This window comes from Wolbachia endosymbiont of Muscidifurax uniraptor (genome assembly GCF_054149795.1).
On record NZ_CP083727.1, the window covers coordinates 192,757 to 218,735 of the forward strand.

General features: G+C 35.0%; 21 protein-coding genes. 8 read left to right on the forward strand and 13 right to left on the reverse strand.

The window, feature by feature from the left end; all coding sequences use genetic code 11:
• The first annotated feature begins 122 nt into the window (after positions 1–122).
• Positions 123–746: a DEAD/DEAH box helicase family protein gene (locus LA754_RS00990; protein WP_006279903.1), complete on the forward strand. Its 624-nt coding sequence runs from the start codon at positions 123–125 to the stop codon at positions 744–746.
• Here the strand turns inward: LA754_RS00990 and tsaB are convergent.
• The 3 genes from tsaB to LA754_RS01005 all read right to left on the reverse strand — a co-directional run bounded on the left by tsaB (position 741) and on the right by LA754_RS01005 (position 3,583).
• A complete protein-coding gene (tsaB, locus tag LA754_RS00995; protein ID WP_006279904.1) occupies positions 741–1,325 on the reverse strand; it encodes a tRNA (adenosine(37)-N6)-threonylcarbamoyltransferase complex dimerization subunit type 1 TsaB in 585 nt (194 codons plus the stop codon). The genes LA754_RS00990 and tsaB overlap by 6 nt on opposite strands.
• Entirely contained in the window at positions 1,325–2,455 is a 1,131-nt protein-coding gene (locus LA754_RS01000; protein ID WP_049973631.1) for a cation:dicarboxylate symporter family transporter, read from the reverse strand. The genes tsaB and LA754_RS01000 overlap by 1 nt, the downstream gene beginning before the upstream one ends.
• 138 nt (positions 2,456–2,593) lie before the next feature.
• Positions 2,594–3,583 carry a ribonucleotide-diphosphate reductase subunit beta gene (locus tag LA754_RS01005; RefSeq protein WP_006279906.1) on the reverse strand — a complete coding sequence of 330 codons (990 nt, stop codon included), beginning with the start codon at positions 3,581–3,583 and terminating at the stop codon, positions 2,594–2,596.
• Between the two features lie 131 nt (positions 3,584–3,714).
• Here LA754_RS01005 and LA754_RS01010 point away from each other — a divergent pair, with 131 nt between their 5' ends.
• Positions 3,715–4,053 (forward strand): outer membrane protein assembly factor BamE, encoded by a 339-nt coding sequence (locus tag LA754_RS01010; protein ID WP_006279908.1) that lies wholly within the window; start codon positions 3,715–3,717, stop codon positions 4,051–4,053.
• Between the two features lie 184 nt (positions 4,054–4,237).
• Here the strand turns inward: LA754_RS01010 and LA754_RS01015 are convergent, their stop codons facing one another.
• Positions 4,238–4,858 (reverse strand): hypothetical protein, encoded by a 621-nt coding sequence (locus tag LA754_RS01015; RefSeq protein ID WP_006279909.1) that lies wholly within the window; start codon positions 4,856–4,858, stop codon positions 4,238–4,240.
• A gap of 171 nt (positions 4,859–5,029) precedes the next feature.
• Between LA754_RS01015 and LA754_RS01020 the strand changes: the two genes are divergently transcribed.
• Positions 5,030–5,356 carry a DUF1016 N-terminal domain-containing protein gene (locus LA754_RS01020; RefSeq protein ID WP_077190109.1) on the forward strand — a complete coding sequence of 109 codons (327 nt, stop codon included), beginning with the start codon at positions 5,030–5,032 and terminating at the stop codon, positions 5,354–5,356.
• 207 nt (positions 5,357–5,563) lie between these two features.
• Positions 5,564–6,286, forward strand: a complete 723-nt coding sequence (recO, locus tag LA754_RS01025; RefSeq protein ID WP_006279453.1) for a DNA repair protein RecO — start codon at positions 5,564–5,566, stop codon at positions 6,284–6,286.
• A gap of 144 nt (positions 6,287–6,430) precedes the next feature.
• Here the strand turns inward: recO and LA754_RS01030 are convergent, their stop codons facing one another.
• The 6 genes from LA754_RS01030 to LA754_RS01055 form a co-directional block, all read right to left on the reverse strand.
• Positions 6,431–7,813 carry a PleD family two-component system response regulator gene (locus LA754_RS01030; RefSeq protein WP_006279452.1) on the reverse strand — a complete coding sequence of 461 codons (1,383 nt, stop codon included), beginning with the start codon at positions 7,811–7,813 and terminating at the stop codon, positions 6,431–6,433.
• On the reverse strand, positions 7,785–8,081 hold the full coding sequence (tatB, locus tag LA754_RS01035) for a Sec-independent protein translocase subunit TatB (protein WP_038250226.1): 297 nt from the start codon (positions 8,079–8,081) through the stop codon (positions 7,785–7,787). Before tatB ends, LA754_RS01030 begins: the two co-directional genes overlap by 29 nt.
• A gap of 4 nt (positions 8,082–8,085) precedes the next feature.
• On the reverse strand, positions 8,086–12,837 hold the full coding sequence (locus tag LA754_RS01040) for an NAD-glutamate dehydrogenase (RefSeq protein ID WP_077188567.1): 4,752 nt from the start codon (positions 12,835–12,837) through the stop codon (positions 8,086–8,088).
• Positions 12,838–12,863: 26 nt separating this feature from the next.
• Complete coding sequence (locus LA754_RS01045) at positions 12,864–15,539, reverse strand: ATP-dependent Clp protease ATP-binding subunit (protein WP_082246254.1); 2,676 nt, start codon at positions 15,537–15,539, stop codon at positions 12,864–12,866.
• Positions 15,540–15,671: 132 nt separating this feature from the next.
• A protein-coding gene (locus LA754_RS01050; RefSeq protein ID WP_410530061.1) for an IS630 family transposase occupies positions 15,672–16,683 on the reverse strand; the annotation gives its coding sequence in 2 pieces (ribosomal slippage) (positions 15,672–16,202 and positions 16,204–16,683; 1,011 coding nt in all).
• 109 nt (positions 16,684–16,792) lie between these two features.
• A protein-coding gene (locus tag LA754_RS01055) for an IS5 family transposase (RefSeq protein ID WP_238513981.1) occupies positions 16,793–17,577 on the reverse strand; the annotation gives its coding sequence in 2 pieces (ribosomal slippage) (positions 16,793–17,256 and positions 17,256–17,577; 786 coding nt in all).
• Positions 17,578–17,846: 269 nt separating this feature from the next.
• Here LA754_RS01055 and LA754_RS01060 point away from each other — a divergent pair.
• The 3 genes from LA754_RS01060 (at position 17,847) to LA754_RS01070 (ending at position 21,211) form a co-directional block, all read left to right on the forward strand.
• Positions 17,847–20,261 (forward strand): hypothetical protein, encoded by a 2,415-nt coding sequence (locus tag LA754_RS01060; RefSeq protein WP_457923650.1) that lies wholly within the window; start codon positions 17,847–17,849, stop codon positions 20,259–20,261.
• Between the two features lie 112 nt (positions 20,262–20,373).
• Entirely contained in the window at positions 20,374–20,637 is a 264-nt protein-coding gene (gene infA / locus LA754_RS01065; RefSeq protein WP_077190263.1) for a translation initiation factor IF-1, read from the forward strand.
• Complete coding sequence (locus LA754_RS01070; RefSeq protein ID WP_077190265.1) at positions 20,615–21,211, forward strand: Maf family nucleotide pyrophosphatase; 597 nt, start codon at positions 20,615–20,617, stop codon at positions 21,209–21,211. The genes infA and LA754_RS01070 overlap by 23 nt, the downstream gene beginning before the upstream one ends.
• On the opposite strand, the gene LA754_RS01075 is transcribed toward LA754_RS01070, so the two are convergent.
• The 3 genes from LA754_RS01075 to LA754_RS01085 all read right to left on the reverse strand — a co-directional run bounded on the left by LA754_RS01075 (position 21,203) and on the right by LA754_RS01085 (position 25,571).
• Complete coding sequence (locus LA754_RS01075) at positions 21,203–23,881, reverse strand: hypothetical protein (RefSeq protein ID WP_457923651.1); 2,679 nt, start codon at positions 23,879–23,881, stop codon at positions 21,203–21,205. The genes LA754_RS01070 and LA754_RS01075 overlap by 9 nt on opposite strands.
• Before the next feature lie 152 nt (positions 23,882–24,033).
• A complete protein-coding gene (locus tag LA754_RS01080; RefSeq protein ID WP_153296804.1) occupies positions 24,034–24,192 on the reverse strand; it encodes a hypothetical protein in 159 nt (52 codons plus the stop codon).
• Between the two features lie 35 nt (positions 24,193–24,227).
• Positions 24,228–25,571: an alanine:cation symporter family protein gene (locus tag LA754_RS01085; RefSeq protein ID WP_077190267.1), complete on the reverse strand. Its 1,344-nt coding sequence runs from the start codon at positions 25,569–25,571 to the stop codon at positions 24,228–24,230.
• Between the two features lie 21 nt (positions 25,572–25,592).
• Here LA754_RS01085 and LA754_RS01090 point away from each other — a divergent pair, with 21 nt between their 5' ends.
• Positions 25,593–25,865 (forward strand): hypothetical protein, encoded by a 273-nt coding sequence (locus tag LA754_RS01090; RefSeq protein ID WP_353285574.1) that lies wholly within the window; start codon positions 25,593–25,595, stop codon positions 25,863–25,865.
• Positions 25,866–25,979: the final 114 nt, after the last annotated feature.

Sequence of the window (25,979 nt, forward strand, 5' to 3'; positions counted from 1 at the left end):
ATTTATGTTTTTAAATTACATAATATCTTAACTACAAAAATAATTTTCTATATAATATTTCATATGTTTTAAAGCCTCATTTTTATGTTATTATAAATGTAAGTTTCAAGATTGAAAATAATATGGTAAATATTAACACAAGGAAACAGCCAGCAGGATTTTTCATATATCTCTCTGGTCTTTCGGGAAGTGGTAAACTTTCCACAGCAATAGAATTATCTAATATGATAAACGCATTAATTGTAAATAGTAAGTTCTATAACAATGTTCAAGCTTGCTCTATATACGATGGTGTCTTTGAACGTGATCAAATACCTAAAGAAGTTCAAGATAGAATATATGGCATTATGCAAATTATGCTTCAGGTAATAGAAAATTATCCGATTCACTCAAAAAATTACATATTTATTGATGAGTTGATGGAAAATAATGACCAGAACATGAGGATGTATGATTCAATAGTAAGGCTTAGTAAAAAAATGAACACAGAAATCCTTCCTGTGGTACTTAGGTGTGATCTACCGACATTACAAAAGCGTATTGCATTAAAAAGGCAAAGAAAAAATAGGAAGGTGATTAATCTAAATAGCATGATAGAGCAATGTAGGATTAACAACTTATTTACACCACCGAGTGCTATAGAGATAGAAAATTCAAATATGAGTATAAAAGAAGTAGCTCAAGAGATAGTAAACCAGATGCACAAGCTTAGCCAAATTGCGTGTATGCAAAAAAATAGTCTATAGCAATTTCATATACTGAGGCTCATTTAAATATAGAGCTTCAACTTCATTTAATTTTTGCTTGTTCTTTAGTCTATAATGAACTAATAGCCCTGCATGGCTAGCATTTAAATTGCAATCCATATGTGTACTGCTTGTAGCGTGACCAGGGTCACATGCTGCAGTTGGACCAGACAGCGGCAACAAATTGAAATCAAATAACTGTGTATAAAACCCTTGAGCATTTTTGATTATAGCTCTGATATTTTTTTTGCTATTTGCACAAAGCAAAGATATTGCGTAGGCTTGAACTTCCAGCGCACTAACCCCGTATAACGGCTTATTTGTAGCAAGATTTATACCTTGTGCAGCTGATATACCAACTCTAATTCCAGTGAAACTTCCTGGTCCAACTACTACCGCCAAATGATCTATTTTATCATAATTACAGTTGTGCTTATCAAATAAAGTACTTAGTATTTGAAAAAATGATTCTGCATGACTATTGCTGGTGGAATTGTGCTCTACAAAACAGTTACCATCATAATCAACTATTGCTATTGAACTACCAATACCTACAGTATCAATCGCTAAAATAGACATTACTTAAGCTTATCATAGAGTTTTGAAAATATCATAGTAAAGGCACCATTACCCATAACATTTGCTGAAGTGATTATTGGATCAAACACTATATACAATGCTGTGATTAACGAAAGCATTTCTGGAGAAAATTTGAGGTATTTCTCAAGAATAGGTAGCATTACCATAATTCCTCCTGCCGGCACTGCAACGATAGCAAACTTAAATAACAAAAAATAGAGAAGGAAAGTTACATAGTCTGTTGTGCACAATGAATAACCGGAGGCAATTATCATTGATAATATTATGATAAAAAAGCAATCACCTACTAAATGAAAGCTAGCAGTTATTGGCACAACAGACGATGCTATGTCAGGTTGCTTTACATTTTTTTTGCTTCCTTCAAGACTAAGAGGCATAGTTGCATTACTAGACATTGTGCTCATCGCAGTAATAAATGCCGGTATCATATTGCCTATACTAGCTATCCAGCTTGTGATCTTGAATGAATTTGCTGCTCCATATAAGAGGAAAACATAAAGGTAGGTTGCAGATGCTATAATAATGAAAATTATTGAGTAATCCTTAAATATTATAGATAAAACTTGATCATGCTGCATTTTTAAAGCAAGCCCAAGTACAAATATTGGAATAATCGGCGTCAAAAACGTCTTCAAAATAAAGAGAGTTAAATCTAACATTTTGTTCGAAAGCTCTTTGCTTTTCTTGGGTAGCAGTGTGGACACTACTATGCTGGACACAAATCCACAGGCAAGGGCATAAAAATTAGAAAGCAATGCAGGCAGCCTAAACGACCATAAGGGAACAATTGTTTCTTCATACGTTATATCTTGTATTGAATGAGTGTTTTGTATGATGAAATGCCCAACAGAATAAGCTATTAAACTTGAAGCCAGATTTGACAAGAAGATCATTATAATAAGTAACAATATGAACTTTATAGCTGACTGCTTAAGATTGTTAACACTGCTAAAGATTAACGCAAAAATAATAAAAGGCATTATAAATAGCAAAACCTCTTTTATACTCAGGCTCGTTGAGTACAAGAAGGTTTTTGCTTCCATTGGAACTAAATGACCAAAGAATGCAACTGAAGTGATGACCGTGAGTAAGATTAATAGTTGTAGCACGTTCTTATGTACCAATGTCCTATGGACATATATATGGTAAGTTAGTTGTTAAGTAAAGCAAAACTGTCTAAACTGCACAGCAAATGGTGTAATGAAAGTAGCTGACACTGGAATGACAAAGAAGAGTGAAATTAGCACTCACTTATTATTCGTGTCGTTTTCAGTAAAAGCCTCCTCCCATGTGCCTTGAGTTGCTGCACGGCTATACTCTGTTACTCTATTTTCAAAGAAATTCGTATGTTCCACGCCATTTAGTATTTCATCAAGCCACGGAATAGGATTATCATTAACATCATATATGGACTCAAGACCTAATTGCATTAACCGTCTGTTTGCTACGTAGTGTATGTAATTGCGCACTTCTTCTGCGGATAGTCCTTCAACGTCTCCGAAATCAAAAGCAAGCTTTATGAATTCATCCTCAAGTTCAACAATGGTGCGACATGCAGAATATAATTCCTCTTTAAACTCGTCGTCCCAAATTTCATTATTTTCTTTAATAAATGTATTAAACAACATGATAATTGAATTGGTGTGCAAAGTTTCATCACGGGCTGACCAGGCAATTATTTGTCCCATGCCTTTCATTTTTCCAAAGCGTTGAAAATTGAGCAAAATTGCAAATGATGCGAATAACTGCAACCCCTCGGTAAATGCACCAAACACCGCTAGAGTTTTAGCTACATGTTTTTTATCGTGTTTTTTGCTTTCCTCGAATTCTAACATGTATTCATACTTCTTTCTCATAGCATCATACTTTAAGAATGCTTGATACTCGCTTTCTGGCATGCCAATTGTGTCTAAAAGATAAGAATAAGCTGCAATGTGTATAGTTTCCATATTGGAAAAGCTTGCAAGCATCATGCATATTTCCGTTGGCTTAAATATATTTGAATAATGCCTCATGTAGCAGTTATTTACTTCAATGTCTGCCTGAGTAAAAAATCTAAAGATCTGGGTTAGTAGATTTTTTTCTACACTTGAAAGTTTAGTTTTCCAATCCTTTACGTCATCAGCAAGTGGAACTTCCTCAGGTATCCAATGGATTCTTTGTTGCTGCAGCCACGCATCATACGCCCAAGGGTAATTAAAAGGTTTGTATATTGGATCTGCTTCTAACAATGACATAAGACACCTATTACTTTCTAAAGTAAATATTATATTAAGTGATATTGAGAATCAGTCAATTTAACTTTTTTGAAATTTGACGGCAGATAATTTATTAGTGTATTATAGCTTCAAGTAATTTATCAACAGAAATGCGAGTATTAATATCTTTTATTTTATTATTTACAGTGAGCTGCACTCACACTATTCACAATCACGGAGCTCCTGGCATTAGTGTTGAATTGTGGAGCAAGATAAAAGTAGGTGACGATAAAGAAAAAGTGGTTCACACTTTAGGATCACCAACATTAGTATCAAAGTTCGATGACAATGTTTGGTACTATGTCTCATATAAAATTAAACAAGCCAACTTTTTAGGAAAAAGGAAGTATAGTAGTAAGTCTCTGCAAATTTCATTCGACCAGGACGGTAAAGTTGAAGATACAAAAGAAACTGACATCTTAGAGAGATCTTTGGCTGTTTCTGATTGAAAGTTTGCTAACTATGGAGTTTTTCTCACTCTTCTTTGCATCCAAGAACCGTATAACGTCATCCCAGTGTCAAGCACTGGGATGACACCATTTGTTGTAAACTCACTTTTACTCTATGGTTATACTACCTTGCTGCTATCCTGAACGGATACAGTGGGCTTATTAAATTATAGAATTACTTTAGCTATAGAATAAAGTCTAGTGTTACTTCACGCCAAATGTGGTGGTGCTGAGTAGGCAAGCCGGTTAATGGGCTACATTTATATACTGCACGCATTGCGTTATCTGCTATCGACCTGAAAAGTGGATTATTTCGATAGGAATCACTGTCTGCTACATCCGCCATAATTATCTCGCCTTGACTGGATAACAATAAGTTAATTTTTATATTAAAATTTTCTTTGTAAGCTATGCTTTCAGGAATGCTCCAGCATTTTGTGAGCTTGTCTCTTATAGAGTTAATAATTTCTGTTACAACTAATTCATCCTTTTTGCTCTCAACGCTTTTTTCGTTTCCTATTTCATTTTTTGCCCCTCTAACATCCCTTCTTAGTTTTTTCTCTACACTTTTTTTTCTTTTTGGAATTGGAATGAATTCTTTACCCTCGTTAATAATGACTTCTTCTTGCATTTCGATAATTTGCCTCGGTTGTGCTACAACAGTGTGCTCAACCAATTCTTTTTTCCTTTGTGGTATAGGAACAACTGACGTATCATTCGTTTGGGCTTTTGTTGAAGGTAACGAAAAAAGCAGAAAACAACATAAAGACAAAAAAAGAATATAATTAGAATAGAAAAAACGCATATGTTAAGCAGCTTGTTTTACTGGTTTAAAGCTAATATTGCACGTAAAGTCAATATATTTTAGTTGATGGACAACTTTGAAGTCAATAAGGAATCCCTTCAAAGTTGCAGGCAAGCGAAAGATTGTCTTCTCGACAGACAAAGAATTGTATAATGGATTAAAAGGGACCGTATGACAAAAATTATAGGAAAAGAATATACAGAACTTTTAGAGCAGTTGAAAGATCGTATTGCAACAAACCGTTATAAGGCAGCACTTGCAGTAAATAGTAAGCTTATTTTGCTTTACCACCATATTGGTACAGAGATCCTAAAACGCCAAAAAGAACATACCTGGGGAGCTAAGGTAATTGATCAATTAAGTAAAGACATAAATAAACCAATAGGATTAGCGGAATATCGAATAACTGAAAATCTACCAGAGAACATAAAAACAGCTTTACCGACGATAGAAGAATTAGAAGCTGAATTATCCAAAATTTCAGATAAGGAAAAGTAATGGTTACTAAAATCATTCAAACAATTATTTAGCAAACCAAAAACCAAAAGCTCAGCATGGAGGCTCAGGAAGAAGGGTGGCAGCCAATACCTTACTCTCTCATAGCCTTGAAACTTTGGAAGCAGACAGTAACGGAGTAAGTGATTTTTATGGATTACAAGCTCTAGGTGTACTATCCTATAATATCATACGGTCAATATACTCTAAATGAGATGGAAAGATGAAGGCATCATTATAGCTGCTAAAAAATACGGCGATAAAAACTTAATTCTCTCTCTGTTTACAAAAAATCATGGAAAGCGCAGGGGATTAACTAAGCTAACAAACAATAGCAATTATAAGTTTCAGATAAGTAATCTATTACATGCAGAATGGAGTGCTAAGTTACCTGAAAATCTAGGTTTTTTTGAGTGCGAATTAATCGAATCTCCATTCCATCATTTCTTTCAAGATAGGTTAAAAAGCATTACTATTGTTTCTTTCTCCTCTATTTTAGAAAAAGTGCTTCCAGAAAGTGAACCCTGTGCCATGCTGTATGACAATTTTCGATATTTCATCGATGTAATTAAACACAACAATCAGTCTTGGCAAAGCCATTATCTTAACTTAGAGCTTCTGCTTCTTACGCAATTGGGATTCAAGTTAGACTTATCCAAATGCGCTGTAACAGGTGTTAAGGAAAATCTGCAATTTATTTCTCCAAAAACTGGTAGAGCAGTGTCAAAAAAAGTAGGAGATTATTATGCAGATAAACTCCTACCTTTTCCACAAATGTTGCATGATGTATACAATAATACCCTACAAAACAGCTACTCATTCCAAGAATTTCAGTTAGGACTGAAAGTCACAGGATATTTTTTAAATAAGTATCTATTTTTGCAGTTAAACGTGAAATTTCCAGAGCTGAGAAACCTCATGTTGTCGCTTTAATCTTAGTTATCATTTTTTTGAAATCATTTCAGAAATCTATAGCTAACCCAAGCAACACGTCATACCGCGATTCATTCGCGGTATCTCAGCATAGATTCCGCTCACGAGTAGTGGAATGACGGTTGTCGGTAAACTTAAGCCACTTTAGCTATAGCCAGTAACCACTCTATTTCTACCACTGTTTTTTGCTTTATATAAATATCTGTCAGCACGTACTATAAATTTTTTAATATCATCAAAGTCAGATCCTTGCATTTCTGCAATTCCAATGCTCACAGTTACATTATGGGTTGTATTTTTATCCGCAAGTACAAAAGGTTCTTTAGCAATAATTTTTCGTATTCTCTCCGCAATAGTATACGCATCTGATACATTGGTATCTGGCATTACAACAACAAACTCCTCACCACCAAACCTAGCTAGTAAATCTGTCACTCTGATATTTTCAGAAATTCTTTTCTGTATTTGCTTTAAAAGTTCATCTCCAGCACTATGCCCAAAACTGTCATTCACTATCTTAAAATAGTCTATATCAAGTATCATAAGAGACAACCTTCTATCCTTTTCCACAGAGTCCTTAACAATGTTTCTTAAGTGTGCATCAAAATATCTTCTATTATAACAGTTAGTTAATGGGTCCTTTATAGACATTTCCGCATTATTAAATAAATTCATTCTCAAGGCATCTTGATATCTTTTGCGTTTTACTTGCGAATTAACCCTTGCTATTAGCTCACCCTCATCCAAAGGTACTGTTAAATAATCATTAGCACCTACATCAAGTGCTTTTACTAAATTGTTTTTATCATAATCCTCAGAAAGAATCAGAATTGGTGTATAACGTGTTTCCACCTTACTACGAAACTCAGAACACAAACGCAAGCCGTCAGTTTTTGAAAATTGCATATCAGAAATGATCAGGTCGTAACCATTCTCAATACCAACCTTCAATGCTTCCATTGGATCACTCAGTATTTTAATTGACCTAAAGCGTTGCTTTAATATATTATATATCTGCTCTGCTTGATGAACATCCTCATCTATAACAAGTATGTTAGCATCAAAAATCTGATTGGAATAATCCATAATACTGTTTCCTGCGACTCCACCAATCTCAGCGTTAGTTTCTCCTCTCAAACGCAATTCATCAATAATCATCTTTAAGCGTGTGAGAGACTTAATTCGTGCAGATAAAGCAGTTTCGTTTATTGGTTTAGTCAGAAAATCATCCGCGCCAGCATTAATACCTTGCACTCTATCATGAGTATCATGCAGCGCAGTTACCATAATTATTGGAATATGGGTTGTCAAGGGATCACTCTTTAGCTCCTTACAAACTTGAAAGCCATTCATCTTTGGCATCATGATATCAAGTAATATAATATCGGGCTGCTGCTTTGCTACTAAATCTATAGCTTCTTCACCATCATGAGCTACGCTAACCGTATAGTACTCTGCTTTTAGTCGAGCTTCTAAAAGCTTGACATTAGATAGTACATCATCTACTACCAGAATCTTTGCTGTCATTATCTTTAGATGTATTATCTATATCATAAGTAGGATAAAGCTTACCATTTTTACCAATTATGTAATTTACTTTCTCAGCATTACATTCTTTATATAAGTCTTCAACTCCTGCGTCTTTCAATAACCTCCTAGCTTTTGATTTTATAATCATAAGATACTTATACACATTCCTAATAAGATCAATAAATACAGGCACCTTATTTTTATCAAGAACAATTATGCTCACTAAAGCTACAACTAAAATTTCTGAAAGACCTATATTGAACATTTTCCTATGAAGCAAGTACTTTAATCCTTCTGATTATAAATATTAATTTGCTTAAATCAAGTTTAGAAGCAACCATCTCATCTAAAAAACTATTATAACGTTCTATGTAGTCCTTATCATTACAAGCCCAGGTTTGAACCTTATCTTCAGGGTTATCAGTAGCTTTTATGACTTTAACAGCTAGCTTGTGATGGTAATTGCTTAAATCGTCCAATAAATCATTAACTAAGCTGCGATCCCAATAAGAAGAGCGGCTTTTCATCTTGATGGCAATTGTTCTAATCAGATCGAATCTTAACAGCGACTTTAACTCAAAGTATATTTTACCAGCATCAAGAATGGACAAAGATGTCTGTTCAGCAACAGATATAATGTCCAGTGCATAAGCAAGAACGCATAGATCAGCAACTTTTTTTGCTAGATCTTTATTTATATTAAGTTCTACTAAAGAAGTTGATCCATGGCTATAGATCTTTAATAGGTGTTCATCTAAAACATCAGTTAAGTTCTGGCCTAAAGTTTCAATTGCATCTTTAAATTTTGTAACATCATCCAATTCTACAAAGCTAAGCTTGCCAAGATTTTTCACTAGCCAAAATGATACTCTGCCAATAAATTTCTGCACGTTCCTCACTATTTGTAAGTATGAGTTAACATCAATTTTTCCATCCAATTCATCAATTTTCTGCCACAGGCTGTTTAAATCATACAGGTGGTTAACAACAATATATATGTTAACCGCTTCTTGTATCTTAATTCCAGTGTTCTCAGCCAAATTATTGATGAATATACAGCCCATTCTATTCACTACATCATTTGCAATGCAAGTAGAGATAATTTCTCTACGAAGTTGGTGTTTTAATATGAAATCCTTAAACTTTGTTACCATCTTTTTAGGAAAATAACCTAGCAAGTAGTCATGAGATATAAGATCTTTTTCAGACAGATCGGAATGTATAATTTCATTTTTTATTGCTGTTCTAGCATAAGACATTAGAACAGAGAGCTGAGGAGAACTGAAACCTTCTGCACCAGTTAACATCCTTGCTATCTCTTCTTCAGTTGGAAGAAATTCTACGCTTCGGTTTAACAGCCCAGATTTTTCTAAACTGAGCAGTAACCTGTGGTGCTGCTCCAATCTCTCTTTAGCTTGCAAACACTCAAGAAGTAATGCTTTTGTTTCAATTTTGTTGTGGTTCTCAAGCACTTTGGATGCAACTTCATCCACCATACTTGCCAGTATTTCATTCCTTTTTTCTAAAGAAATACCCCCTGCTTTCATAGCTGAAACAAATGCAATCTTAATGTTAACTTCAAGGTCCGAACATATCACTCCGGCTGAATTATCAACAAAATCTGCATTGATATATCCATCTTTTTCAGCATATTCTATTCTTCCAAGCTGTGTACAACCAAGATTTCCACCCTCTATAAACATAGAAGCTCTAATATCCTTACCATTTACTCTCAGCTCATCGTTTGCTTTGTCACCGACCATGCTATGATTTTCACTCTTTGCCTTAACAAACGTGCCAATTCCTCCATTCCATATGAAGTCCACTTTTGCTTTCAACAGATATCTAATCAAATCACTTGGAGGTAGCATATCTTCTGTTATATCAAAGCATTCTTTTATTTCTTGAGAAATGTTTACTTGCTTGCTGCTACGCTCAAATACTCCTCCACCCTTAGAAATCAAATCTTTATTATAATCCATCCAAGTTGAAAATGGTAACTCAAAGAGACGTTTACGCTCTGTGAAACTCTTTTCTGCATCAGGGTTTGGGTCAACAAAAACATGCATATGGTTAAATGCGCCGATTAAATGTATATTTTTTGAAAGCAGCATACCGTTTCCAAATAGATCGCCAGCCATATCTCCAATTCCAATAACAGTTGTATCCTGGTAAATATCCTTATTCATTTTCCAAAAATGCCTCTGTGCTGCAATCCATGCACCTCTGGCTGTAATACCCATTTTTTTGTGATCATAACCTGCTGATCCACCAGATGCAAATGCATCGCCAAGCCAAAAATTGTATTCAGAGGCTATCTGGTTGGCATAATCAGAAAATGAAGCAGTGCCTTTATCTGCTGCAACTACCAAGTATGGATCGTCTTCATCATACCTAATCACATTCTCTGGTGGAATTATTTCACCATCAACCACGTTATCAGTAATATCAAGCATTCCTCTAATAAAACTCTTATAGCACTCAACACTTTTCTCTCTTAAAATATTCTTATCTTTATAAGCTTGCTTTATTACAAATCCACCCTTTGCACCAACAGGGACAATAACCGCATTTTTTGTCATCTGAGCTTTCATGAGCCCCAAAACTTCAGTGCGAAAATCTTCCGTCCTATCCGACCACCTTAAGCCACCACGGGCTAATTTCCCTCCTCTTAGATGTATTCCCTCAAAAAGGTTTGAATAAATATACAATTCGCGATACGGACGAGGATCAGGCAAACCATTTATTTTACTTGAGTCAAATTTTGTAGATAAATATGGTTTATCGTCTTGATAATAACTGGTCCTTAAAATAGCCATTATCAAGTTAAATATCGAGCGTAAAACGTAATCATGTGAAACATTGCTGATCTCTTTTAGAAGTTCCTCAATTTTTTCTCTGACAATGTCCGTAGTTTCTGCTCTATCAATGTCTATGTTAGGATCAAATCTTGCATGAAATAGTTGTATCAAATACTTTACTACTTTTGGATACTCTGAGACTACCTTTTGGATATATTCTGGGTTGTAGTTAAATGACGTCTGCTTTAGGTAAGCACTTAACGCTCTAACCAGAAGCACTTCTTTCCACTTGAGCCCAGCAATAATGATCAAACTATTGAAATAGTCATTTTTAATTTCCTTGCTAAACACTTTCGCAAGTGTTATTTCAAATTGCTCTTTTAGAGTAATGTTGTCTATTAATTCATCGACTCTTGACAACACAAAATGGTGTATCCATATTCCGCCGTTAATTTCTATGTAATAGCCATTATGAGATAGAATCTTAGCTCCCAAATTCTTAGTAATTCTTAATATCTTCGATAATTCAAGACCTCCATTGCTCGAAGTGTAAACCTTTAATTGATAATTAAGATTGTCACGAGTAAGTCTTAAATCGACCTCGCTAACTCTTTTTTTCCTCACTATCTCCAATTTTTTCATATCGTAATATGCGTCATGAGGTTCGAAACTCTCTTGATAGCTTATTGGAAATGCCTTGCAATAACGGATGAATATATCCTCAACAGTGCTAAAAGTATTATATAAATTGTCTATAAAACGATCTTCCCATTTTTCCGTAATGTTCCTTAATTTGTTTTCGATACGCAAAACTTCATCATCAGGAACACTAGCGTTTTTAGCCTTTAGCACTACATGCAATTTCATCAAATCATATTCATTGATAATGTGATTGTTATAAATATCTGAACTTCCTGCACTTGTCTCATCCTTCAATATGTCACGTATCTTGAACATTAGCCTAGCGCTAGCATAACGCATCGGTATCAGCACTATGCAACTAATAAAATCCCCGACTCTTCTTAAAAATAATCTGACCCTTGGCCTAATCGCAAGAGACATGATCGAAATGCAAATTTTAAATAATTCGTCTTCATTTGATTGGAATAATTCATCACAAGAGAACACTTGCAAAATAGAAATCAAAGCTTTATTGTTGTGGCCCCCGGTTACAAATCCTGCATTTTTTTCTATAACTTTAACTTTATCTTTTATTATTGGAATAGTTCGAATATCTTGGACCTCCGCTACAGAAGTAAATAGCCCGAAAAAACGCCGTTCCTTTACTACATTACCCTGGTCATCAAATTCTTTTACTCCTATACAATTCATGTATGTACGCCGATGGACTATTGAGATTAGATCTGATCTCAATATGTATAGGGAATCAAGGTTTGCAGAAGGAATCAACGTACTTTGACCTACTCTCATCAGGCCAAGGTCCTTTTTGCCATCACAGACGAGTTTTTCATCTTTACCAGCAATATATTCTTGATAACCTAGAAATACAAAATTATTATTCTTTAACCAAACTAGAAAATCTTTTTGCTCTTGATTTCGGTCTGGTGTCATCCCAGTGCGTGACACTGGAATCCACGTGTCCTTTTCCTGGATCCCAGTATCAAGTACTGGGATGACAGAAAGACTTGCCTCATCAAGTTTCTTAAGCATTAAGTGCCAATCTTTCACAACACAATTAACTGCTTTCAGCGTTTTTTGTAGAGATTCTTTTAATGTATCAACAAAACTGTCACTTATACCTTTGATAATTACATATATAACTGACTCTTTTATTCCATTACTTTCTTCCAAAGGGTAAATCTCATCTATTAGGCCATCTTTTCTTTTAATGTTAATTATGCTGTTGCTGTAATAGCATATGGTTAAATCGTGCGACTTAATAGTTGCAATAACGGAGTCAACCAAAAATGGCATATCATCGTTTGTTATCTTAATCGTGGTAAAATCGCCTTCTATTCCTGGTATATCATCTATATTACTTACTACTAACTTACTTTCATCTTTCTCTTTTTGAGAAACAAAATTGTAAGCATCGTTTACAATATATAGCAAAAACTTATCATTGGCTTTTAGGTCGCTTTTATAAACAAAACTATAAAAATACTTAATAAATTTTTTAATTTTTTCTTTATCTTGCTGATTTTCTTGATCAGCTAACTTAAATAAAGACTCAGTGTCAACATTATGATCTATACACATTTTTTTAACAAAAATACACAGTGAACTTAAACCTTTTTAACTAAGATTTCATTATCAAGAGCGTACACTATTAGTTCATCATTTTCTACTACTTCCCCTGATAAAACTAATTTAGCTAAATTATTTTGAATACACTCTTGTATCACCCTTTTTAGGGGCCTTGCTCCATATTCAGGGTCATAGCCAGTTTGTGCTATTAGTTCTTTAGCTTCCTGCGACAAACTTATACTCAGTTTACGCTTAGCAAGTGTTTTTTGTAAATAAGAAAATTGAACATCTATAATTTTATAGATGTCATTTCTGGTTAAACTGTGAAATATAATAATTTCATCCAGTCTGTTTAAAAATTCTGGACGAAATGTTGATTTAACTATTTGCATCACTTCGCTTTTTACAGAGTTAGCAACTCCTCCTTCCGATGTCATTCCAGCGCGTGACGCTGGAATCCACTTTTTTTCCTGGATCCCAGTGTCAGCTACTTGGATGACAGAGGGCTTTTCAAGAGGGCTATTTTCTTTTGCTCCTTTAAGCATTATCTCAGCACCAAGGTTAGAAGTTAAAATCAGTATGGTATTGCGAAAATCAATTAATCTGCCATGACTATCAGTGAGTCTACCCTCATCCAAGATCTGTAGCAATAGGTTAAATATATCAGGATTTGCCTTTTCTATCTCATCAAATAAGACTACCTGATATGGTCTTCTCCTCACTGCTTCAGTTAATCTGCCACCTTGTTCATAGCCAACATACCCTGGAGGCGCGCCAATTAACTTTGAAACAGAATGTTTTTCCATATATTCTGACATATCAAAACGCAAAAGCGCTGATTGATCGTCAAACAGAAATTCAGCAAGGGCTTTTGCCAATTCTGTTTTTCCAACTCCGGTTGGACCCAAGAATAAGAATGAACCAAAAGGTCGATTAGTATCTTGCACACCAGAGCGAGAGCGCCTAACTGCATTACTTATCGCTTCTATTGCATCTTTCTGCCCTATTACTCTTCTTCCTATTTCATTCTCCATGTTGAGAAGTTTTTCCTTTTCGCTGTGCATCATGTTATCAACTGGAATTCCTGTCCACTTTGAAACAATGTTTGCAATATCATCTCCAGTCACTTCTTTCTTTAAGAAACTATCAGTAACCTTTTCCTGATTTTTTAATTCATTCTCAAGCTGAGGAATCACACCATACATCAGCTCTCCTGCTCTTCCCAAATTCCCACTACGCTGAACTAATTCCAACTCTTTTCTAGCGTTATCTAATTTTTCGGCTGTTTCTTGTATTCTAGCTATTTTATTCTTTTCCATCTGCCATTTGCTGTTCAAGTCAGCAAATTTACTGTTTAGATTTTCGATCTCTTCATTTATCTTTTTTAAACGCTGTTTAGAATTTTCATCACTTTCTTTTTTTAAAGCCTCTGCTTCAATCTTTAGCTGTATAACCTTTCTCTCAAGTTCATCAATAACTTCAGGCTTGCTATCCATTTCAATTCTCACCCTGCTTGCTGCTTCATCAATCAAATCAATTGCTTTATCAGGTAAAAACCTATCTGTTATATATCTATTGGACAACGTTGCAGCAGCAATTATTGCACCATCTGTAATTCTTATACCATGATGCACCTCATATCTTTCCTTCAAACCCCTGAGTATTGAAATGGTATCAGTTTCAGTTGGTTGAGAGATAAACACAGGCTGAAAACGCCTTGCAAGTGCAGGATCTTTTTCTATATGCTGACGATATTCATCTAAAGTTGTGGCTCCTATACAGCGAATTTCTCCACGCGCAAGAGCAGGCTTCAGCAGATTCGAGGCATCCATTGCACCACTTGTTGCTCCTGCTCCAACTAAAGTGTGCAATTCATCGATGAATAATATAATTTTTCCCTCTGCTCTCGAAATCTCATTAATCACTGCTTTTAACCTTTCCTCAAACTCTCCTCTAAACTTAGTGCCAGCAATTAGTGCTCCAAGATCCAAAGCTAAGACCTTTGCATCATGCAAACCAAGTGGCACATCGTTTGCAACAATTCTATTTGCAAGCCCCTCAACTATTGCAGTTTTTCCAACACCAGGTTCACCGATCAGCACTGGATTATTTTTTGTCCGCCTCAGTGATACCTGCATAGTTCTTCTGATCTCTTCATCACGACCAATTACAGGATCAAGCTTTCCTTGCATAGCAAGCTCTGTAACATCTTTTGTATATTTCTTTGCCGCGTTTAATTTTTCCTCACTGTTTGGCGAGTCCGCACTGCTGCCCTTTCTCATTTCTGCAATAACTGAGTTCAGTTTTTGTAGAGTCACACCATTCTCTGCCAGAATTTTGCCTACAGTATCATCTTTTTGTGCAGTGAGGCCCTGTAGTAAACGCTCAACAGCAACAAATGAATCTTTATTTCTTCTTGCAATACCAATTGAATCTTCAAAAACTTTTGCTATTTCTCTTGAAAGTTGAAGGCCACCACTTCCTGGACCTTCAATTACTGGCAACTTTTTTATTGCGCTATCCACAGCATCAGAAATACTTTGCACACTTCCACCACAAGCGTTTATCAAATCCTGAACTAAACCTGATTCATCTTCAAGCATCACTTTTAGTAAATGCTCAGGCATAAAAATCTGATGCCCAGCTCCCAACGCTTTCATTTGAGCACTTTGAATTATACTTTTTGCTTTTTCGGTAAATTTATTTAAGTCCATAACACCAGTTAAATTCGTATTTGCTGATGTATATAACAACTGATTTCATAAATTTAAACCTAAAGTTGTTTATTGTTAGGTATGAAATTTAAAACTTTCTTAAAAAAGGAACTATCATAGTAATACCAATTCTCATTGTTGTCCAGTCAAATAGGAAACATTGCAGAGTTGTTTAATTGTGGAGCTGGCAAGAGAAGTAATAAATTTGCACAAAGCACCCTCAAGTAGAGCAATTGTATCGTATATTTTATTGCGCAAAATGTTCTGTTTTATATATAACCAAAGCCTCTCAACAGGATTTAGCTCAGGTGAGTATGGAGGTAGGTATATAATGTCGATATTTTTAGGTACCTTTAAATTTTTTGACCTATGCCAACTAGCACAGTCCATAACGAGAAAAGCCTCTCGTGTTTCTAGATATTGCGAAATTTGCTCAAGAAATATGTTCATGCAATCAGTGTTGACATTTGGTGCAAATAAGCTAGAACTCTCTCCATTTCTAGGATTAACTGCACTATAGAGATAGAAATTTTGCCTACCTAATTTTGTTTTAACCTGTGTTCTAATCCCCTTTTTAAACCACCCATGTCCAACTTTTGAATGTGTGCCAAACCGTGATTCATCAAAGAAAAATAGCTCTTTTTCTGGATACTTGCTAATAGCTCAATTGAGATTTTTTTTTGAATTCCTCTTGTTTGCTTTTATCTTGTCCATTATGAACTGGTCTTGGTGTAATATATGAGAATTTCATCTTTTGCATATGGCGGTGTACTGTAGATTTGCTGATATTTAATCCGAACTTTTCCTGGATTCTTATTCTCATTTCTTTAATGGTGATATTAGGATTTTCTTCTATCCACTCTTCAATTTGCTGTAGTTGAGCCTGATTTAATTTAGTTTTTCTACGACGTTGTGAAGGAGCAAACAGTTTTTCTTCTCTGCCAATTTTCAAGAGTTTTACCCACGAAGTTAGTGCGCTTCTTGAAATGCAATATATTTTTGCTACAGCCGTTATACTGTACTTTTTTGCTGCAATTACAGCATTTAGTTTTTTTGAAACATATGCATTATTCCTTACTTTCTTCAGCATTTCTTTTGCTGATTCTACTACTTTTTCATCCAATAATTTTGATCTTAATGCCATTTAAACCTCGCTATTTTACTTACTTCAGTATGGCTTTTCTTCCATCATTGTCCATCTGTTTGCCCTGTAATGGGAATTGGTATTAGAGGTTGTCCGGAAACAAGTAAATTCAAGCATATTCCCTCTTTAACATAACCCTACTCATAGCTAGGTATATGAAATTCTCAGTGGATGTTGTGAGTAAATCATACTCCTTCGATAGCCTTCTATTCCTATTAACCCAAGCAAAAGTCCTTTCTACAACCCATCTTCTTGGCTGTACTTTAAACCCTTGTTCTCTTGTTGGTAGTAGCTCAGGTGGCGTATCTTTGTGCACCCAAAATCTACATGGAGGCCTTGTAACAATTTCAATATCTATGTCATATTCTTCCTTTATGTGATTCTTTAAATTTCTTCCTTGGTATCCCATGTCAGCCCACATTTTTTTAACTTTAGTATATTTTGTTCTCATATTGTTTAATGCTATTTTAATACCATCTCTATCATTTTCGTTAGCAGCGCCTACGTAACAACCTAGTATAAAACCCTGAGTGTCTGTAATTATATGCCTTTTTCTACCCTTTACTTTTTTACTTCCATCATAGCCTTTGATCCCCCCTTTTCTGTAGTCTTTACAGATTGACTATCTACTATACAGGCACTTGGCTGCTCATTCCTTCCTATTTTTCTTCTACTATATTTTGTAATTTCATAATTCATTTTCTCAAAAATTCCCTGCTTCTTCCATTGCCTGAACTGCTCATACACAGTCTTCCATAGCGGAAAATCATTTGGTAAATACCGCCATTGACACCCTGTACGCAATACATAGAAAATTGCTTCTAATATTTCTCTTTTGCTATACTTTGGCGGCCTTCCTCCTTTCTTGTATGATACTCTGAAGTGTTTTTCTATTCTTGCCTATTCCCTTTCGCTTAGATCTGTTGGATACTTTTTTCTCATCTTTACCCCGTACTAAAATTTCAGATATTATAGCCTTTTACTTGTTTCCGGACAACCTCTAAGAAATGTATAATGAAAAATAAAAGCTCAAGTTTAACACTTGCAGTTATTTTTACACAATTAAGTAATCATAAAAGTTAGTGTAGGACGAGGTTATACAGTTTGATTTCTTTTAATATATGTTAATTGGTATAATATAAATATATTTAAGGAGGCGTATTATGACTGGAAGTTTGGCTAAGGAAGAAAAAACAGCAGAGGCAGGAAAAACAAGTAATCAGTCAGAGAATTATGATGTTGAATCAGTTATAAGGGTAGCATCATGTGCTTGGAATGCAATACATTGCTTGTTGGCATCTTATGAATACGATCTATATTCGTCATGGCTTGAATCGCATTTTACATCCCTCAAGGACTGTATCAATAAAATGGAAAAAGACAATTCTTTCACTAAGGACTCTGCTATAATAAAGTTCTGCCGCTCAATTGCAGAAAATAATAAATTATACAAAGAGTTAAAAAATTTAAATAATCCTGCTGAAAATTTTTCTCAATTAGAGAAGATAATAACAGGCTTTAAACTAAAAGACCTAGAAGACAAGGTAAGCTTCTTAATGCTTTTGAAAGAAGAAAGTGACTTCACTGCTATACAGGAGGCTTATAGAGATGAGTGGAGTTTTTATGACCTAATAAATGATAGAGATTTTAAAAAAACGTACATAGATAAAGCAGTAACAGAGTCTGCTAATAAGAGCTTTAAGAAAGATATAGATAAATGCATAAAGTTGGCAGAGCAGGGAAAAAAAGCTGCAAGTAAATATCTTGGAAGGAAAGGCGTAGAGCTTCAAGCTTATTACACAGAAACTGATAACGCTTATAGAGTTTTGAATATCAACTCTATTAATTACAATAGAAGTGAGCCAACCAGGATTAGTGACATTTTACAGCAAGAGAAAGATATTAAAGAGCTGAATATCTATTGCAATAAAAAACATGAAATACACGCTCATCGGAAAGGTAAGGAAAGATATTATGAAATGAAAAGCACTTGGCCTGTAAAGGATGGATCCGAAATGTGTACCATGATTATGAATGTGAGTAGCGATGGCATAACTGAAGTACTAAAATTTAATGATGAAGATTTTGTGCTATCGGATGAGATCTTAGAATTAATAAAGCAAAACGATGAATTATATATTCAAGGTCTCTCCTTATATGATGCTGTACCAGAAAAAGGTAAGGCTGCTGATGTTGTACCTACTGCTAATAATAATTTTCAAAATGAGTCTATAGCGGCCTATCGCGAGGAACCAGAGGGGGAATTAGACCCTAAAGTTGATGCTGACAATAGCCTTCCTCCTTCTATTAATAGCAATGCATCAACTCAAACGGAAGTCAATTTACAACACACTGAAACTCAAACAGAAGTTGCTTCACAACAAATTGAAACTAAAACGGAAGTCAATTTACAGCACACTGGAACTCAGACAGAATTTGCTTCACAACAAATGGATGAATTGATTTTAAATAATCAGATGCTGTCCGAAAAAAACGTTGAATTGAAGCAAGAAATGTCAAATTTGAAAAAAGAAGCTGTTGAATTGAAGCAAGAAATAGAAGCAGGGTTGCAAGTGATAAATAAAAAGCACCATGAATTAATACAAGAAAATCAGCGACTACAGGAGAAACTAGAAACAACCCAAGCAGAAGCTAATCAAACAATTGTAAAGTTAGAGAAGCAGAATAGCAATTTACAAGACAGGTTTGAAAAAGAGGAGCAAAAAAACACGGAATTGCAAACTGAATTGGCACAAAAAAATGAAGAATTAGCAGGTGTGTTAAAAGAGCTACAAAGGAAAGCACAAGAACTTAAAGGTGTATATGAAGAAAAAAGAAAGCTAAAGGAAGAGCTGAAAATTGTTAATGCAGGAAAGAAGAATTTGGAAAAAGAGCTAAATCAAGCACGAGAAGATGCGGAACAGATAATGGTTGAACGACGCCAGCAGAAAGAGCGCTTGAAAGATCAGCTAAGAGAATTAGATCAGGAATATAAGGTACAAGTAGAAATTGGGCAAAAGATTAAAGAATCAGATAGGCAGGATAGCAATTTACAAGATACACTTGGAGAAGAGAGACTAAAACTCAACATTGAAGAGCTAGAAAACGAGTACGAGGAATTTCCAGGAGATAAGGTGCTTACACTTGAACTCACTAAAGATGAAGATAAAGTCGAAGAGTTAAGAAACGAGCTAGAGCGTGAGAAAGAAAAGTGTAAACAATTATTAGAAGAAGAAAATGAATGGGGTGATGAATTGGTAGGAATACTTGATGGACTGGAAGAAAAAATTCGTGCTGATGAACAAAGGAGCTTCAACAATCAATTAACGGGAGAAATTTCTAATGAGTCTGGTAATGCTCCACGACAGAAGAAAAGGTTATCCAAATCTTCAAGCGTTGATAATGAGTCTTATGTTCCACTGAGAGAGAAGACAACATTACTCAGATCTTTAAGCGTTGATAGTGGACTTGATAGCGATGAAGAAAATTGTGATAATGATTTATCTTTCAACATAAGTCCTATAAGTTCTATTGAGAAGGTGGCAGAGAGTAGAAACGTAGGTAGGGTATCATTGTGAAGATGGTTGGGGTTAAGTTGCAACTTAAGTGGGGCGCAAAAGGTCTTTTGTGTTGATAATAATTTAAAATCTATAGTAGACTAAAAAAGATTATTAAATTATAATATAGCATATGATAAAAGACGAGAAATCGAAAACAATTTTTGAAGTGGAAGGGGCAGTAACTGCTTTACTACCTGCAGCAGAATTTAGAGTGAAACTGGACAATGAACATGAGATTATCTGTCATGTATCAGGGAAAGTGAGAAGAAGTAAAATACGCATCATTATAGGGGATAGGGTGTTAGTTGAGATGAGCATTTACGATAGGAATGCGAGAAAGGGTAGGATCATTAGAAGGCTTAAAGGTACAAGTGAAAGAACGATCTCTAAATAATCTTATTCTTGCTTCATCATCGAAAAGGCGTATAGCTTTACTAAAACAAATAAACATTGAGCCAGGTTTAATTTTGCCAGCAGATATAGATGAAGCCCCTTTAAAAAAGGAACTTCCGAAGGATTACTCAATCCGTATGGCAAAAAGTAAAGCGGAGAAAATACAAAGCTCAAATCCAAATTACTTTGTGCTTGGTGTTGATACAGTTGTTGCTTGTGGTAGAAGGATATTGCTCAAAGCTGAAAACGTTGAGCAAGCAGAAAAATGTATCCGCTTGTTATCAGGAAGAAGGCATAGAGTATACACCAGTGTATGTCTATTAACTCCCGATCAATCTAAACAACATATCAGGACTGTGGTTACAATAGTGAAATTTAAACGTCTCAGTGAACAAGAAATTAAGTATTATTTAGCATCAGAAGAGTGGAAAAATAGGGCGGGGGGATGCAATATACAAGGCCTAGCTGGAGTGTTCGTATTGTTCTTACGCGGCTCCTACTCTTCCGTTATAGGGTTACCATTACATGAAACCTATTGTTTGCTAAGCAATTATTTTAACTTCAATTTATATTGAAATACCTTTATTAGTATCTTTTTTTTGTTGTGACTCAGCAACCTGTTTAGCCCAATCTAGTGGTCTTTTATTTCTGTTAGCTAATGCAATTCTATTGCGATCATAACCATCAGTGTGTTCTGTTAAAGTATCTCCTCTTTCTTCTTCTATTACTCCAGCTTTCAGTTGTGCTTCATCTTTCTCTAGTAATTTATATAGTTCGCTATTTTTATCTACAGTTGGATTAGTGTCATTATTTTCTCGTTCTGCCACTGTTTTTTCTAACCACTTACGTATAGGGTCATATTGTTTACCTTCTCCTATCTTTTCTAAAATGTTTTCTGAGAATGAATCTTTAGGAATATTTTCTTTAGTAGCCTGTTGTGCCGGTTCTCTTAACCCTTTATCCGGGTTTCCCAATGCTCCTTTTAACTCACTCGTATCTCCGATTTCTTTTGGTTCAATGTTTTCTAAGCTCTTCTTTAACTGTTCAGGATTTACTTGAGATTGTTCATTATTGTCATGAGTTGGAGATGAATAGCCCGAATCGTTTGCTTTTATGTCTGTTGAGCTGTCTTTTAGCAACCCAACTTCTCTCAAGCGTTTTTTAGTTTCTTCGCTAATCTGACTCTGATCAGCTGGTTTTAACCCGAGATTTTCTTGACCTAATGTATTTTTAAGTTCTTCAAATAGAGTTAGATTACTTTGTCTAATATGTTCTTCTAATTTCCTTCCTACCTGTTTTAAATCTGTTTGAGATTTACTATCACTATTAGTTGGAGATATATAGCCTGAATCACTTATACTATTTGGTGTTGAAGCAGAGACACTAACAGTTGGACCTTCCACTATTTTTACATCTGCTAAATCGTCTTTTTGCAATCCATCTTCTTTATCTTGTGACAGTTTATCAGTAGGATCAACTTGCCTTAATCCTCTATTATCCTGCTGTGATCTATCTCTGATTTCTTTAAGAAGATTTTCAGGTGGAGTTTGATCACTTTGTTCAATGTTCTCTAAGCTCTTCTTTAACTGTTCAGGATTTACTTGAGATTGTTCATTATTGTCATGAGTTGGAGATGAATAGCCCGAGTCACTTTTATTATTGAGTGCTGTAGCAGAGAGCGGCTGTTCACTTTCTTTCCACTTAGCATCACTAGCATCTTGGTTATCACTGTTATCTGGAGAAGATGAATAAGGAATTATGTCCTTTAATGTCTCTAACGGTGATGGGTTATTTTTTCTACTTCCTGCAATTGATGCTTTTCTATCATCAACATCAATGTGCCGTAAGTTATTTTTCTTGAAATTTCTGATGTCTTGTAACAGATCGCCTTTGCTATTTCCTTCTTGTTGCTGGGTTTTAGGTTGTTGCTGATCATTAGGTGTTTGCTCACTTCTATCTGGTTTTTGGCTTCCAGGTACAGCATGTCCAAATGTAGGATTGTCATACCGTTCATCTTCTTGCCTATTATCTTGATTGTGGCTTACAGACTTGGTGAAAGTAGAACTATCTGAAGAATCAGAAGTTGCACCTTTTTGCTGATTATTAGGTGTTTGCTCATTTTCGCGCAAGTCATCTGGTTTTTGGCTTCCAGATTTGGCTCCCCCTTGCTCATCGAAAACACCTTTTTTAGGTGGTGGTGAACTAGTTCTAGGTGGAAGTGGCGGAGGAGTTTTTTTGTTCTGAGGATTCTCCTCAAAAAGCGATTGTAGGTTATAAACTTGACCTCCCGAATTTGCTTCTCGTGCTGCTTGTCTAAGCTCACGCTTTTCTTTAGCCTCCTGAGAATTAATTTTATCGTCAAAATCTTTTCCAATTCCGCTATCGTAAGACTGCCTTCTGCTGTTAGATTGTAGTCCAAAATGTGAATGGTGGTCTTCTTTTTTTTGAGTTATATCAGTAGCTTGAACGCTAACACCTCTATTAACATCAATTCTTGTTGTAGTTTCAGATGATAGCTCGTTACTGTCTTTATTATGTTGCATCTCATTCGCTTTTCCTTGTCCTTTCTCCCTGAATTGTATTTCATGCAAGAATAAACCACCTATTTTTACATCTCTGTTTACTTCTAACCGTTCTAGAGAAAAATCATCACCTTTAACAAGGTCTACACCGTTAGCATCAATCTTAATTTTGATCTTACATTCCTTCCCCTCCGCATACCACTTTAAAGTCATTTCATATGAACCATCAGTTACGACATAATGTCTTATTTTTTTCCCTTCTTCCTCGGCAACAAAACCATGCATTCCGCTCTTTCCATCACTATGCAATGTTGAAAATCCCGAGATTTCATTCTTCTCACAAAAATCACTGTTTAAAAATTCGCTGATTTTAAACTCTTTTTTGTTATTTCCCAGCGTAATACTTGCGTGATTACCGTATATTGAAACTCCTGCAACATCATCAACATACTCTTTCAACCTTTCTTTAACTTCACTTTCAAGGTCTTGTCCAGCTTTCTTTGTCTTGTCGCATTTCTGAAGAATAACTCCATATGCTTTATCTTTGTTTTCTTCTTCGTCCCAATTCCAGTTGGCGTGTTTTGTTAAAAACTTTACTGTGTTAAAATCAACTCTAGCATTATAAATTGGGTCGTCTTCCTTTTTTATTTTATCAAATAAAGGAAAAATTTCTTGAATGCGCTCATTATAAATGTGTTCTTGTTGTGTATCGTTAGTGCCCATATATCCCTCACTAATAACCCTCTGCCTTTAGTTCTAGCTAATACTAGCTAATATAATTATCACAAGCATTGGTTGAATTTTTATTAAGGAAGGTTGTGTTACTAATGTGATGACACAAGCTATTTTATGGTAACATCAAACGATTTAAGTTGTCATTCCAGTCTGGAATCCAGCCTTTCACGAACCCCATCAAAAATGTTGTGTTTTAACATAAGATTAGCTACTTTTATGCTCACTAACTTAGTGCCAATCAAGATTCCTGGATCCCAGTGTCTGGGCACTGGGATGACATCCTTCTTGGCGGAAATCACTCTTATATCACAACAGCTGCATAGCCTAAATTGCTTTAGCTATAGCTCTGTTTTTGCAACTTCAAATGTCTGCTACTCATAGTAAACACTTCTGGATCTTGAGAGGTTAGCTTGAGTATAGCGAGTATGTTGATAAACAACAAAGCAGCAATCGAGATATCAGCAACATCCCATAGCAACCGGACTTTACCTATCGCACCAAGCGGAATGATCATGGTAAAAATTACAATCCAGATTTTAGTGTATTTATTATCCATAGACACATAGCGTATTGTCTGTTTTGAGCAAAAAAACCAAGTAAAAATAGTAGTAAAAGCAAAACAAAACATTATGGCCATAATTAAATAGTCAATATAAGGCCAATTCATTGCCTTTCTAAAAGCAAATATGCACATGTTAGTGCTCTCTAAATCAGTGACCCAAGAATCTGTGACAAGCAGTACCATTGTTGTAATAAACACTATAAACGCAACTATAAAAGGCGATATTATCGTAATTAGACTCTGCTCAATAATAAATTTATTATTATTTTTCTTAGGAACAATTGAAGAATGTACGATTCCTTCAAGGCCAAGCCCTATATCTGTTGCAAAAATACCTCGCAAAGTTCCGACTTGAATAATAGTCAACATTTCTAGAATCAAACCTAGAGATAAACCAGAGTTAAAGCTACTGGTTGTAAAAAAACTGCTTGTTATTAGTTTTAGAGAAGGAAGAATATTTTCACTAAATTTAAATAATATGATACCGCAAAGTGTGAGGTAACTTACCGTCATTATCGGTATCATAGCCGATATAAAAATTTTAATTTTTTTTAAGCTGAGAGCTGCAACAACAAAAAATATTATGGCCATTACAATGCCACCAACAACTACAGGCACATCTATCATATTAAGTGGTATTGATAGAGAATTTACCTGAACAAGGTTACCAACTGTTATTGAAACCATCATCATGATAACTAGAAAGACAATTGTGGCCTTCCTAGAGTTAAACGCATCAGTCATGTAGGCTACAGGGCCACCTATAAACCTTTCGTTCTTTTCCTTTCTGGTTTTTATACTTAGATAACAAGTGACATATTTTATCACAGAAGTGATAACAATAATTATTGCCATCCATAAAATAGAGCCCGGTCCTCCGGTTTTTAGAGCAACAGCAGTTCCTGAAATATTTCCTACTCCTAAATTTCCCCCTAAAATTGTAAACAGAGCGGCTATAGAAGAAAATTTATTTTCTCCTTTTTTAGCTCCAAGGAGTGAAAGGGCGTATGGTAATCTAAATACCTGTAGCCATTTTAGTTTAATCGATAGGTAAACACCAGCAACTAGCATGAGTAATATTGTTGGCAGTAATAAAACAAACTTTACTGTATCCATCTGTAAAAGTGAGATTTTTATTTGAGTATACAACAAAAATTGAAAATACCTAACCTATTTTCTATGTATGACTTCGTTTCCGTCATTCTAGAAACCTTTTCTTGTCATCCAAGTAGCGTGACACATAACTGTACGAACATTGTAATATGGTACAATGTTAAGACGATGTCATTCCAGTGCTTGACACTGGAATGGCTTTGTTGCATCGCTACTTATGAAAGGCTAACTATAGTTAGGATTATAAGTAACCTATTGAAAATCTTGTTTTTTTGCAATCAATCTGATCAAATTTAAGAATAGTAATTTGTTATTTATATTAATAAATTTAATTCTATTGAAAATAGCTAAAGCATTGAAATTCTTGAATTTTAGCCGGATTGGTAAATGGTAGTGAAATTTCTTTTACTC